Here is a 12,860-nt window from a genome sequence, read left to right on the forward strand (position 1 = left end):
ATTAAGGGAGCATGATGAGTAAGCGTGGACGCTTCATTACGCTGGAAGGCGGCGAAGGCGTGGGTAAATCCACCAACGTGGGCTTTGTCGCCGAGTGTTTGGAAGCCGAGGGGTTGGAAGTAGTGCGCACCCGCGAACCAGGCGGTACCGCGCGTGGCGAAGCTATTCGCGCACTGCTGCTGGATCCTGCGCCCCAAGAGCCGTTGCATGTCGACGCTGAGCTGCTGCTAATGTTCGCCGCGCGGGCACAGCATTTGGCGGAAAAAATACTCCCCGCCTTGGCAAGAGGGGCGTGGGTCGTCTGCGATCGCTTTACCGATGCCACCTTTGCCTATCAGGGCGGTGGTAGAGGCATTGCCAAAGAGCGTATCGCTGTGCTGGAAGATTTTGTTCAGCAGGGGCTGTCGCCCGATTTAACGCTACTGCTCGATATGCCCAAAGAGGCTGCAAGACAGCGCTTAGAGTCGCGCCTGCGTGATCGCCACGAGCAGCGGGATCGTTTTGAGCAGGAGCAGGCTGACTTTTTCCAGGCGGTGCGGGATGGCTACTTGGCGCGAGCGGAAGAAGCGCCGGAGCGCTTTGCGGTGATCGATGCACAGCACTCCCTGGATAAGGTACAAAGCCAAATCCGACAAGTCCTATTAACGAAGGTTACTGCATGGCGCTAACCGGCGTAATGCCGTGGCATCAAACCACGTGGCAGCATTTGACCCGCTTGGCTGATAGTGGGCGTATGCCCCATGCGCTGTTAATTCATGGCGCCCACGGCGTTGGTAAGCAGCAGTTGGCGGAGGCGTTAATTGCGCGAACGCTATGCGCTTCGCCTGTAGACCAAGCCTGCGGCCACTGCCATAGCTGCGCGATGCTGGCATCGGGCTATCACCCGGATCTGCTGCGGGTCTCGCCTGAAGAGGGTAAGCGCCAAATCCGCATTGACCCGATTCGCGAGGTTAACCGCTTTGTTTCGCAAACGGCTCAGCAGGGCGGTTACCGGGTGATTGTGATTTCACCCGCCGAAGCAATGAACGTTGCCGCCGCCAATGCGCTACTCAAAAGCCTTGAGGAGCCCGGTGAGAAAACGCTGTTTATTCTGCTTTCAGACGTGCCCTCGCGGATGCTGGCGACGATCCGCTCCCGCTGCCAGCAGTGGTCACTGCCTAGCGTTGCCTTTGAGGCGTGTCGCGGCTGGTTAATCGAGCAGCTGGGCAGCGCTGACGATGCCTACTTCTGGTGGCAGGTGGCGGGTGGTCTGCCGCTGCTTGCGGTGGAGCTGGCCGTACCGGAAGAACGCGCATTGCGCCACCAGATTCACGACAGTTTTGAACAGTTAGTGCGCGGCGCCGAGCCCGTTTCAGAGGCGGCACGCCTGGATCGTCAGGCGATTGATGCCATCTTATGGTACGGTATCGCTTGGCTGGAAGACCTGATTAGGCTGGGTTTGTCTGGTGAAGCAGAGGTGTTGCATAACCCTGATCTTGAGCCCCTCTATCGTCAGGCGGTTAAAAATGGTCGGGTGCAGGATTGGTTTCGCCTGCTGGATTATGCCCGCGAGCAGCGGCGGTTATTGGCGGTGGGGGCCAACCCCAATCCGCAGTTAGTGCTTGAAGCTTGGTTGGTACGCTGGGCGGCGCTGCTACGCTCATAGCGGCTTCTTTTATCGTTTGTTTGCAGCGAGGTCGTCATGGCAGCTCAGAAAGCGCTCTCTCTTACTGTTCCAGATGTGCCGACACTGCTTTCCGCGTACATGCCTTTTCTGGATCATGGGGGTATGTTTGTACCCACTCAGACCCATTATGCCCTTGGTCAGCAAGTATTTTTACTGCTCACGTTACCGGGTGAAAGCGAACGCCTTTCAGTCACCGGTCAGGTGGTGTGGGTATCGCCGGAGGGGGTGAGTGGCCGCCGTATGCCAGGCATTGGCCTGCACTTCAGTCAGCAGGATTACCCTGTGCGTGACCGCATCGAGACGCTGCTTGCCGGTCAATTGGATAAAGCAGCCCAGTCGTTTACGCTTTAAATCAGACTATAAGACGCTTATAGCCCACTCGTTGTCGAGACCTGCATGTTTGTTGATTCACACTGTCACTTAGACCGTTTATCCGACCAGACCCATGGCGGCGATATCGCCGCCACCCTGGCCGCCGCTCGTGCTGCTCACGTCAGCCAATTTCTTGCTGTGTCGGTGACGTTAGAGGATATGCCGCAGTTGGCGGCCATTGCCCGTGCCCATCACGATGTGGCGATCTCCGCTGGGTTACACCCTTTATATAGCGTTGAGCACGAACCTAGTGTTGCGGATATTAAAGAGGCCGCTGAACAGTATGGCGCCGTAGCGATTGGCGAAACCGGCTTGGATTACCACTACCGCGACAGTGTACCTGTAGAGATTCAGCATGAGCGCTTCAGGCGGCATTTGATCGCGGCGCAAGAGCTGGGGCTCCCGGTAATCATTCATACCCGCGAAGCCAAAGAAGAAACACTCGCCCTATTACGTGAATACAGCGACCCTCGCGTGGGCGGTGTATTACACTGTTTTACTGAAGACTTGGCGATGGCCCGTGAGGCGGTAAGGCTGGGATTTTATATTTCGCTGTCGGGCATCATTACCTTTCGCAATGCCGCTTCGCTGCGTGATTTGGCCGGCCAACTGCCGCTAGATCGTCTGCTGATAGAGACCGACAGCCCCTATCTTGCGCCGGTGCCTTATCGCGGCAAGCCAAACGAGCCTGCCTGGGTAGTGGAAGTGGCAGAGTGCATTGCTACACAACGGGGTATTAGCGTTGATGAAGTTGCCATGCAAACCACTGCCAACTTTTATCAGCTGTTTCGTGCCGCCGCGCCGGATGCCCCGGAGCACGTTAAACAGGGGCTGGCAAACGCTGGGCTTTTATAGCGAATACGCCTTGAATACGCATAAGCGAGGTGGGCGATATGAATATTGATCGATTGCTCCAGCAAGGTAGCGGAGACGAGGAGCGCGCTAGTGCTATTCCACCGCTCGATGAGTGGCACCCAGCGCTCTCTGGCGATATGAATATCTTTATTCACGCAGACGGTAGCTGGTCGCACGAAGGCCAGCCGTTTGGCCGCCCCAAAGTGGCGCGCCTATTGGCAACGCTGCTGCGACTTGATGACGAGGGTTACTGCCTGGTAACGCCGGTGGAACGCTGGCGGATAAAGGTCGAAGACCTGCCGCTGGTCGCGGTAGAAGCCGACTTTCGTGATAATGCCTGGTGGTTTACCACGCAGTTTGACGATGTTGTTCGTTTAGATGCCGACCATCCGCTCTCGGTTACGTTAACGCCGCAAGGGGAAGCGGTGCCGCAACTGCCGGTACGTTTTGGCCTGGCTGCGCGCCTTCATCGTAATGTCTATTACCAGCTGGTGGAGGCCGCCGAAACCCGTGATTTAGGCAATGGCACCAGCGAGATTGGACTGATGAGCACCGGGCAGTGGTTTGCGCTGGGTAGACTCGACGAAGAGCCATCAGGCGAGGCGCCGTGAAGTTAACCGCTGAACAGCAAGCTGTGGTTAATCACCAAGCTGGGCACGCCCGGGTGGCGGCAGTGGCCGGGGCCGGTAAAACTACCACCATGGCTGCCCGGGTGCTGCATCTACTGGCTAGCGGGGTGCCGCCAAAGCGTATCCTGGTGCTGATGTTTAACCGCTCCGCAAAGGATGATTTCCAAAATCGATTAGCCGCAATGGCCCCTGCTGGGCAGGCACTACCGGATGTGCGCACTTTTCACTCCCTGGGCCACCGGTTAACCCAAAGCTTATGTCGATGGGGCGCGCTGGCGCCACGCCAGCTATTGTCCGCTGATTGGCAATTGGAAAGACTGCTTCGCCAAGCGAGTCTCAATGTGCTGCGTGACGCGGTTGAACGCCGCGATGCTGCCCTGGAAGGGGATCGTCTGGAAACCCTGGCCCACTTCTGTGGCTTAGTAAAGGCAGAGATGATGACCCCGGAAGCGCTCTATGAGCGGCTCAATTTAGACCCCGACACGGACTATTTCCCTGCAGCCTTTGTAGAGGGAGAGCGGCTACTAGCAGCCGAAGGAGTGATGACCTATGCCGATCTACTCTATCGCCCGCTGTTGGTGTTAGAAGGAGATAGTGGTCTGCGCGGTCGCGTGGAGGGCTTTCTCGATCATGTCATTATCGACGAGTATCAGGATATTAATGCTGCGCAGCAGCGGCTTTTATCCGTGCTGGTGGGCAGCACCGCCGAGGTAATGGCGGTGGGCGATGCCAACCAATGTATTTATGAGTGGCGTGGCGCCAAACCCGACACCATGCTGGAAAATTTTACTGCCACCTTTGGCAGTGCTACCGACTATCCACTATCGACCACCTTTCGCCACGGCCACGCCTTAGCGCTTGCCGCTAATCACGCCATCGCCGCTAACCAGCGGCGTCCCAATCAGCTCTGTTTAGCAGCGGTCAATAACCCCGAAACGCGTGTTTCGGTGGGGCAGGGCACCCGCTTACTACTCAATGCGTTAATGGATTGGCAGGCCAAGGGGCGAGCGTTTAACGAGGTCAGCCTGTTGGTGCGTAGCTGGGCACTCTCGGTGCCATTTCAACTGGCTCTGCTACAGGCAGGCATCCCGTTTCGGCTTCAGCGCGAGGATCGCTTCGTCTTTCGCTTGCCGCTGGTGCAGGCTTTGGCGGGCTATTTAAAGCTGTCGCGTCGGCCGGATCTGCTGCGAGATCCGCAACAGCTGCTCCTGCTGCTTTCCCAGCCGACCCCCTTCGTTGCCCGTGAGCGACTGCAGCGGCTCGCCTATCAGTTGGCGTCTACTCAACAGTGGCCCGAGCGCCACGATCCCATGTTGACGGCGTTAAAGCCGATTCAGCGCCGCACGCTGAAAAAGCGTTGGGTTCTGCTTTGCGAGCTACCGCAACTAAGTGCATGGCCACCCGCCAAGCTATTACGTCACGTGGTGGAAAGTATCGATGCTGAAAAGACGCTGAAGCGAGCGGCGGCGCGACGGGATAAAGGCGAAGAGGATGTGCGCTTACTCGACGTGCTGATTGAGCAAGCGCAAAGCGTGCAGGATCCCGACGCTTTTATCGAGCTATTGGAACGCCCAGTAGAGAGCCAGGCGGGCGGCGTCCTGATCAGTACCGTGCACGGTGCCAAAGGGCTTGAGTGGCCACTGGTAGCGGTGGCAGGGGTCAACGAGGAAGATTTTCCCCATTATAGCCGCGATAACCCACTTAGCGACGAGCGTTTGGAGGAGGAGCGTCGGCTTTTCTATGTGGCCATCACCCGCGCCCAAGAGCAGCTGCTGGTGCTGCATGACGGCGGCGTGCACCGTCCTAGCCGTTTTATCGCCGAAAGCGCCTGGCAGGATAGCATGCGCGTTGCTTCCTGCCTGGCTGCTGACAGCCCACCAGTGGCTGAGCTACAGGTGTCTTCGCTGGGGCTGGTGGAGCGCTATCTGGCGAGTCTTGGGCGCGACGATATTGTGCTTGCCCCGGCGCAGGTTGAAGAAGCCAAGGTAGGTTATACGGGGGATGCTCAATTTTACCCCGGCCAACGCCTTCTTCATGCGGTATTTGGTGAAGGTGAAGTGGCCGCAGTAGAAGGAAGTGCCAGCGACCCCGTGATTGATGTGCGCTTTGATCAGGCGGGCAGAAGGCGTCTTATTGCCCGCCGGGCGCCCATTGAAGTGTTGGAAAATGGCTCAACGCTTGTTGGGTAAGTAGTTGATTTATCGCCAAGACACACTCTTTTACACTTGCCGCTAAATTAAGCTTTAGAGCGGTTTGACTTAGCATGGCCCTGCCGATTTAATACCCTCACGCCTACCGAGCTAATACGCCGCAGCTCATAGCATATAACTTATGAAATAGGGAACGGGCATGGTAAGGCAAGCCACCTGGCTCTGCGTCATTTTGATCGTCTTACAAAGCGGCGCCTTGCTGGCCGATAGCACTTTGCCTGACCTGGAGTTTAATGGTTTCGGCACGCTGGGCGTTGTTCATTCTGACGAGCGGAACGCTGACTTCGTTGGCGACCCCTTTGCCTCAGAAGGTGCTGGGTATAGTGGCGACTGGAGTGCTGAAGTTGATAGCCGCTTAGGTCTTCAAGCAACGCTGCGTATGACGCCTCAGCTCTCCACTGTTGTTCAGGTGATCAGCGAAAAGCGGTATGACGGCTCATTTGCGCCTGATATTGAATGGGCGAATGTGCAATACGATGTTAGCCCTGATCTTAGCCTGCGAGTTGGGCGTATGGTGCAGAGCTCTTTTATGGCCTCTGAGCACCGTAAGGTTAATTACGCCACTCCGTGGGCCAGGCCGCCACAAGAAGTTTATCGTTTAATCCCTGTGGCTAATTTCGATGGTGTTGATGTGCGCTATCGATATCATAGCGGCAGTGTCACCAATGAACTGCAGGTGAATTTTGGGGGAGGCAGCGCTGATTATCAAGCCGGAAGTATCGACGCGAGCGATTCATGGGGCGTGTCTCACCGCACTCACTGGGGCAATACCACTCTGTTTGCCAGCTACGGCGAACTGAAAGTCAGCGTTGATGAGCTCACACAGTTCTTCGATATTTACCGTCTCTTTGGTCTGCCCGGCGAAGCGCTTGCAAATCGCTATGAAGTTGATGGTAAACGCACGCGTCTGATGAGTTTAGGGGCTGGTTATGACCCCGGTTCATGGTTTGTGATGGGAGAGTGGGCTCACTTTTCGTCGCCGTCTCTGTTAGGCAAAAGTGAAGGAGCCTACATGACTTTCGGCTATCGTATCGCCGAATGGACACCCTATGTGGGGGTGGCGCGGGCAAAAATCACCAGTAGCACCTCAGAGCCGGGATTGAATACTGCCCTCTACCCATCGCCTTATGCAGAAGGGGCGCAGCTTCTTAATGGTGTATTAAATGAGATTCTATCCAGCGGGATGCAGCAAGACAGTATTACGCTTGGGGCTCGCTGGGATTTCAGGCCAGGTATGGCCCTTACAGCCCAATATGATCATATCGATATGCGTTCAGGGTCATCCGGGGGGCTGATTAATCAGCAGCCCGAGTTTACCCCAGGTGGACGGATTAACTTGTTCAGCCTTGCGCTCGACTTTGTGTTTTAAGGAGAGTGACAATGGTTAGACGTCTTATTGCGCCTGGAATCAGCCTCTTGTTTGGGGCAATGCTGAGCCTGAATTGTACCCTCGCTCTAGCCGAAGTGTTGGTGGTGGTATCAGCGGACGCGCCTTTTACTCGCCTCACAAGCAGTGATTTAAGGGATATTTATTTAGGGCGCCGCACGCAGATAGCCAATGGGATGATGGTGGTGCCCTTGGATCAGCCTGAAGGCACGGCAGCGAGAAGCGAGTTTTACACTTACTTTACGGGACAAACCCCCGCGCAGATCAAGGCGCACTGGGCCAGGCAGATATTTACCGGACGGGGGCAGCCGCCCCAAGCGCTCGCTAATAGCCGTGCTGTGGTAGAGCGGCTGGTCAGTGATACAAAAGCACTGGGTTATATAGACCCTGCTTTTCTCGATGAGCGTTTGAGAGTGGTGACAATTGAGTAGTCTCAATGATCAGCGAAGTCCTAACCGGCTCGGCTCAACCAAAGCTTTTATTAAGCGATGGCCCCATCATCTTGTAGAGCCACTGGTGCTATTTAGCATAGTGGCTTTTATGATGCTGTTGGTTGTATGGGGAAGTACTTACTTTTTAGTTAATAAAGAGCGCGTGGCCATTGAACGTCAGGCAGAGCTGTCTGTGGGTGACATTACAGATACCTATGAAGCACGCGTTGTAAGAGCGCTCAGGGAAATCGATACGGCATTAAAATTAGTTCGATTTACCGCCAATAATACTGGTCACGCGAACGTACTCAAAGCATTAAATGAACAGCGCTTATTGCCACCTGCACTACTATTTACCATCAGTCTTGTCGATGCCCAGGGCATGGTCGTTGAATCGACTGATTCAGGGCTACTGGGGTTGCGTTTGACGCCTCCTTTGCAAGCCCCGCAGGAGGGCGATTACTTAGTTGTAGGTGAGGTTCAGACTGATCAAGAGAAGCAGCTTACCTTTACCAGGCCACTGATGCTTGGGCTAGCGCCAACGCAAGAGATAGGCTCGGGCTGGGTCGTTATTGCTATTGATGCCAATTATTTTGTGAGTAGTTATGAGGCTCGTTCTTTGGGCCAGCAGGGTCTGCTGGCGCTGGTCGGCGAGGGTGGAATCGTTCGCGTCAGGCGGATCGGGGAGTCTATTGATTCAGGCGAGTTGATGGCGTTAGCGGCTTGGCAAAGTAGTACGCTGGATGCCGTTAGTGTCCCCTTTCTGACCCACTGGCAGGGTGTAGAGCGCTACACCCTGGTACGCAAACTCTATGATTTTCCACTATCAATCGTCGTAGGGCTTTCGGCCCAGGAGCAGTTGGCCGAGGCTCAATTGCTAGTGCAAAAGTACTGGCAGCGGGCCGCGTGGACAAGCGCTCTACTGCTCATCATTCTGGCGATACTTGGGCGCATGAGTTGGCAACTTCAGCGGGAGCGGCAGCGGGTAATGGACGAGCGTGTAGTGCATGCCCAGCAGGTTGAGCACTTGGCTTTCCATGACACGCTAACTAATTTGCCTAATCGTGCTTTTTTGAGCTACTTAATTACCCAGGCTGTAAAGCTTGGCGACCGCCATGGCGAATCCTTCGCTCTGCTTTTCTTAGACCTTGACCGTTTTAAGTTAATCAATGATACCTTGGGTCACGATGCCGGTGATCACCTTTTACAAGAAGTGGCTAGGCGTCTGACTACATCGGTGCGTGAAAGTGACGTTGTCGCTCGGCTAGGAGGTGACGAATTTGTAATTCTCTTGAGTAAGGTCAGCCGACGAGACCAGATTGAGCCCATTGCCCAAAAAATCCTCTCTGCTGTTAGAGATCCCTTTACGCTAGCGGGGCAGGAGTGCCCTATCTCGGTCAGCATTGGTGTCTCGTTATACCCGGTTGATGGGCTTGACGAACAAACATTGATGAAAAGTGCTGATATGGCGATGTATCAGGCGAAGCAACTGGGCAAAAACAATGTCCAGTTCTATACCGACGAACTAAGTGCAGAAATGGATGTGCGCTTAACGTTGGAGTCTGGCTTGCACCGTGCGCTTGCGGGCCAAGAGTTTAGGTTGTTCTTTCAGTCAAAGCATGACATCGAGGTAGGCAACACGCTTGGCATGGAGGCACTACTTCGTTGGCAGCATCCAACGCTAGGACTGCTTGAACCAGCGCAATTTATGAGCCTCGCTGAAGAGAGTGGTATAGCGATGCATATCGGTCAATGGGTGCTCGAAAATGCCTGTAGGCAAAACATGCTGTGGCAACAAGAAGGGTTTCCCACCCTAACGATGGCTGTCAAGATTTCTGCACTACAATTTTATGACAATAGTTTTGTTAAGAGCATCAGCGACGCATTAACGACTACCGGCATGAATCCTAGGCTGCTTGAGTTGGAAATTACTGAGAGCATGCTGCTGCAGGATGTTAAACGTACCGCGATTATCTTTGCAGAGCTTAAAAAAATGGGCGTTAAGATAGTGGTTGATGATTTTGGTACCGGGTATTCCTCTTTATCGGATTTAAACGTTTTGCCGGTAGATACATTAAAAGTCAGCTCATCTTTACTTAAGCGTTTATCAGGCTCTAACCATGATCAACAACTATCTGCATCAGTCATTGAGCTGGGTAAGCGTCTCAGCCTCCAGGTGTTTGCGAAAGGGATCGACCCCCGTGAGCCGACACGTTTTATTCGCAGTCACTCCAGTTTTCATTTTCACGGATTTTATAGTAACAGGCCGTTATCAGCAGAGGAGAGTTACCAGGAGAAGACGAATCGCTAGCAAAACACTGCTTACCCCTTGTGCAGCGACGACAGGGCAAGCAGTGACGACAGATTTAAACCTACTTTTTTACATATTGGGGTAGTTGGGGCCGCCGCCGCCTTCTGGCGCTACCCAGGTAATATTCTGCGCCGGGTCTTTAATATCGCAGGTTTTGCAGTGCACGCAGTTCTGGAAGTTGATCTGAAAGCGTGGCTGTCCCGCGCTATCCTCAACTATTTCATAGACGCCTGCTGGGCAGTAGCGCTGTGCCGGTTCGGCGTATTCGGGCAGGTTTTCGCGGATCGGCAGCTCAGGATCATCCAAGCGTAGGTGGCACGGTTGATCCTCTTCATGGTTGGTGTTTGATAGAAATACCGAGGTAGGCTTGTCGAAAGAAAGCTTGCCGTCCGGTTTGGGGTAATTAATCTTTTCAAACTCGGCCGCAGGCTTAAGGGCGCCGTGGTCGGTAGTAGTGTCGTGGACGTTAGGCAGCTTGTTGCCCAGCAACTGGTGGGCAAAGTTATATGCTCCACCGCCCACAGTGCCATATTTATGGATTGCGGGACCGAAGCTGGCGCTCTCTTTAAGCTCCTGATAGGCCCAACTTGCTTGCCACTTCTGGGTAAAGCTCGTTAGCTCCTGCGCGCCCTCATCGCCAGCTTTGATCGCCTCAAATACGCTCTCTGCCGCGACCAAGCCTGACTTCATTGCGGTGTGCAGACCTTTAATCTTGGAGAAGTTGAGGGTGCCTGCATCGCAACCAATCAATAGCCCGCCTGGTAAGGTCATTTTAGGCAGGCTGTTCAAGCCTCCTTTGGTAATCGCCCGGGCGCCGTAAGCCACGCGCTTGCCACCCTCCAGGTACTGGCTAAGTACTGGATGATGCTTCATGCGCTGGAACTCGTCGAAGGGCGAGAGCCATGGGTTCTGGTAGCCCAGATCCATAATCAAGCCCACGACGACCTGCTGGTTTTCCGCATGGTAAAGAAACCAGCCGCCATGGGTATTTTTATCTAATGGCCAGCCAGAGCCGTGCAACACAAGCCCAGGTTCATGCTTGTCGGCAGGCACATCCCACAGTTCTTTAAGGCCGATACCGTAGTGTTGCGGGTCGCGACCTTCATCGAGTGAGAAGTCTTTAATTAAGCGTTTGCCCAAATGACCGCGCGCACCTTCAGCAAACAGCGTGTACTTGGCGCGCAGCTCCATGCCCGGCATATGGCCATCTTTGGGAGTGCCATCCGCGGCGACGCCCATATCGCCAATCAGAATGCCGCGCACGGCGTTATCTTCAATAATAACGTCCTGAGCGGCAAAGCCTGGAAAGATCTCAACGCCGAGGGCTTCGGCCTGTTCGGCTAACCAACGGCACAGGTTGCCTGCACTGATCACATAGCGGGTAAGGTCGCCGCCGGTGTTGTGCATGCTTTTAGGCACTACTGCGTTGGGCACTTTCTGCGCTTTTTCGGCGTCTTTGAGCAAAAAAACATCGTCGCGAATCGCCGGCGTATTGAGCGGTGCGCCGCGCTCCTCCCAGTCTGGGAACAGCTCTGCCAGGGCGCGGGGTTCAAATACCGCCCCTGACAATATATGTGCGCCCACTTCTGAGCCTTTTTCAACTACGCAGACGGTAAGCTCTTGCTCAGCTTCGTTGGCTTGCTGCATTAGGCGGCATGCGGCGGAAAGCCCGGATGGGCCCGCACCGACAATGACAACATCAAAGTCCATTATATCGCGTTCAACAGTTTCCACCCGGTTTCTCCTTATTCTCTTTAAGTGCCATTATTTATACGTGCTAGCGAATGAGCACTAGCTTATAAAAGATCGGCCTTAATTTAAAACGGTCGTTTGCTTCTGGTTATATGCCATGATAGGCATAATACCTGTGTCAGGTCACGCCGACGATGGTGAAAGAGGCATTTATTGGCTGTATGCTTCGCTAATCAGCGTTCAGTTACGACTAAGGCCGTAGTGGTTGATAAGGCATCAGGTGTTGTCGCTTTGAGGTAGGCTATGGCAAATTGGTAAGGTTTTTCAATTGCGTGTCTATCAAACGCTTGATTGAATTTAATGTGCTGAATTTAAACGCGCCACCGTTCGTGTTGGTAGCAGCTGTGATGGGGCAGGTGGTCGCTGTTGAGAAGTGGTCTGCCAGTCTTCATCACACGTCTTAATTTAAGGGGTATCCGCTGGGCGGGTGCCGTCTCAGGGTAACGGCTTTACGACAAGCCAAGCGAGGAACCTATGAAAGTACTCGTCGCGGTTAAACGCGTCATCGACTACAACGTCAAAATCCGCGTTAAAGCGGATCACTCGGACGTCGACCTTACCAACGTCAAAATGGCCATGAACCCGTTCTGCGAAATTGCCGTGGAAGAAGCTGTGCGCCTAAAAGAGAAAGGCGTTGCTACAGAAGTGGTCGCGGTCACCGTTGGCCCCAAGGCCGCCCAAGAGCAGCTCCGCACCGCGCTGGCGTTGGGCGCGGATCGTGCCATTCATATCGAAACCGATGAGCGCGCCGAATCCCTGGCCGTCGCCAAACTATTGGCTAAAGTGGTCGAAGAAGAGCAGCCCGGCCTGGTCGTTCTTGGCAAGCAGGCCATCGACACCGACAACAACCAGACCGGCCAGATGCTGGCGGCCCTCACTGGCCTGCCCCAGGGCACCTTTGCTTCAGAGGTTGCGGTCGATGGGGACAAAGTCAACGTCACCCGTGAAATCGATGGCGGTCTGCAGACCATCGCCCTGACGCTGCCGGCGATTGTCACCACCGACCTGCGTTTGAATGAGCCGCGCTACGCCAAGCTCCCCGATATTATGAAAGCCAAGAAAAAGCCCCTGGATGTCAAAACCCCCGCCGACTACGGCGTCGAGGTGGCCTCCAAGGTGAGCCTGCTAAAAGTCGAGTCACCCGCGGAGCGTAAGGGCGGCGTTAAAGTCGCCTCGGTAGACGAGCTGATCGACAAGCTCAAAAACGAAGCCAAAGTTCTTTAAGACAAGTACTTTGATACAAGCGC

11 protein-coding genes are annotated in these 12,860 nt (G+C 54.6%); 10 read left to right on the plus strand and 1 reads right to left on the minus strand.

What is annotated here, in order from left to right; genetic code table 11:
- Window positions 1–14 precede the first annotated feature (14 nt).
- The 9 genes from tmk to J7J49_RS14760 all read left to right on the plus strand — a co-directional run bounded on the left by tmk (window position 15) and on the right by J7J49_RS14760 (window position 9,861).
- Entirely contained in the window at window positions 15–668 is a 654-nt protein-coding gene (gene tmk / locus J7J49_RS14720) for a dTMP kinase (RefSeq protein WP_215093596.1), read from the plus strand.
- Window positions 659–1,645: a DNA polymerase III subunit delta' gene (locus J7J49_RS14725; RefSeq protein ID WP_215093598.1), complete on the plus strand. Its 987-nt coding sequence runs from the start codon at window positions 659–661 to the stop codon at window positions 1,643–1,645. The genes tmk and J7J49_RS14725 overlap by 10 nt, the downstream gene beginning before the upstream one ends.
- A gap of 36 nt (window positions 1,646–1,681) precedes the next feature.
- A complete protein-coding gene (locus tag J7J49_RS14730; RefSeq protein WP_215093600.1) occupies window positions 1,682–2,017 on the plus strand; it encodes a PilZ domain-containing protein in 336 nt (111 codons plus the stop codon).
- Window positions 2,018–2,062: 45 nt separating this feature from the next.
- Window positions 2,063–2,893, plus strand: a complete 831-nt coding sequence (locus tag J7J49_RS14735; RefSeq protein ID WP_215093602.1) for a TatD family hydrolase — start codon at window positions 2,063–2,065, stop codon at window positions 2,891–2,893.
- Between the two features lie 38 nt (window positions 2,894–2,931).
- Window positions 2,932–3,504, plus strand: coding sequence for a DUF1285 domain-containing protein (locus tag J7J49_RS14740; protein ID WP_215093604.1), 573 nt, complete (start codon window positions 2,932–2,934; stop codon window positions 3,502–3,504).
- Entirely contained in the window at window positions 3,501–5,711 is a 2,211-nt protein-coding gene (locus J7J49_RS14745; RefSeq protein ID WP_215093606.1) for an ATP-dependent helicase, read from the plus strand. Before J7J49_RS14740 ends, J7J49_RS14745 begins: the two co-directional genes overlap by 4 nt.
- 160 nt (window positions 5,712–5,871) lie before the next feature.
- Window positions 5,872–7,101, plus strand: a complete 1,230-nt coding sequence (locus J7J49_RS14750) for a porin (RefSeq protein WP_215093608.1) — start codon at window positions 5,872–5,874, stop codon at window positions 7,099–7,101.
- An 11-nt stretch (window positions 7,102–7,112) separates the two neighbouring features.
- Window positions 7,113–7,550 (plus strand): type 2 periplasmic-binding domain-containing protein, encoded by a 438-nt coding sequence (locus tag J7J49_RS14755; RefSeq protein ID WP_251048316.1) that lies wholly within the window; start codon window positions 7,113–7,115, stop codon window positions 7,548–7,550.
- Between the two features lie 109 nt (window positions 7,551–7,659).
- The gene (locus J7J49_RS14760) at window positions 7,660–9,861 is read left to right on the plus strand and encodes a putative bifunctional diguanylate cyclase/phosphodiesterase (RefSeq protein WP_251048317.1); all 2,202 of its coding nucleotides are present in this window, start codon (window positions 7,660–7,662) and stop codon (window positions 9,859–9,861) included.
- A gap of 69 nt (window positions 9,862–9,930) precedes the next feature.
- On the opposite strand, the gene J7J49_RS14765 is transcribed toward J7J49_RS14760, so the two are convergent.
- Window positions 9,931–11,595, minus strand: a complete 1,665-nt coding sequence (locus J7J49_RS14765; RefSeq protein ID WP_215093615.1) for an electron transfer flavoprotein-ubiquinone oxidoreductase — start codon at window positions 11,593–11,595, stop codon at window positions 9,931–9,933.
- 492 nt (window positions 11,596–12,087) lie between these two features.
- Between J7J49_RS14765 and J7J49_RS14770 the strand changes: the two genes are divergently transcribed.
- Window positions 12,088–12,837: an electron transfer flavoprotein subunit beta/FixA family protein gene (locus J7J49_RS14770; RefSeq protein WP_133730513.1), complete on the plus strand. Its 750-nt coding sequence runs from the start codon at window positions 12,088–12,090 to the stop codon at window positions 12,835–12,837.
- The last annotated feature ends 23 nt before the right edge of the window (window positions 12,838–12,860 follow it).

This window comes from Halomonas sp. ISL-56, from assembly GCF_018612805.1.
GTDB lineage: Bacteria > Pseudomonadota > Gammaproteobacteria > Pseudomonadales > Halomonadaceae > Vreelandella.

Coding starts and splice junctions, on each gene's coding strand:
- J7J49_RS14755 (WP_251048316.1), top strand. CDS start 7,113: ATGGTTAGACGTCTTATTGCGCCTGGAATCAGCCTCTTGTTTGGGGCA.
- J7J49_RS14740 (WP_215093604.1), top strand. CDS start 2,932: ATGAATATTGATCGATTGCTCCAGCAAGGTAGCGGAGACGAGGAGCGC.
- J7J49_RS14750 (WP_215093608.1), top strand. CDS start 5,872: ATGGTAAGGCAAGCCACCTGGCTCTGCGTCATTTTGATCGTCTTACAA.
- J7J49_RS14725 (WP_215093598.1), top strand. CDS start 659: ATGGCGCTAACCGGCGTAATGCCGTGGCATCAAACCACGTGGCAGCAT.
- J7J49_RS14730 (WP_215093600.1), top strand. CDS start 1,682: ATGGCAGCTCAGAAAGCGCTCTCTCTTACTGTTCCAGATGTGCCGACA.
- tmk (WP_215093596.1), top strand. CDS start 15: ATGAGTAAGCGTGGACGCTTCATTACGCTGGAAGGCGGCGAAGGCGTG.
- J7J49_RS14760 (WP_251048317.1), top strand. CDS start 7,660: ATGATGCTGTTGGTTGTATGGGGAAGTACTTACTTTTTAGTTAATAAA.
- J7J49_RS14735 (WP_215093602.1), top strand. CDS start 2,063: ATGTTTGTTGATTCACACTGTCACTTAGACCGTTTATCCGACCAGACC.
- J7J49_RS14770 (WP_133730513.1), top strand. CDS start 12,088: ATGAAAGTACTCGTCGCGGTTAAACGCGTCATCGACTACAACGTCAAA.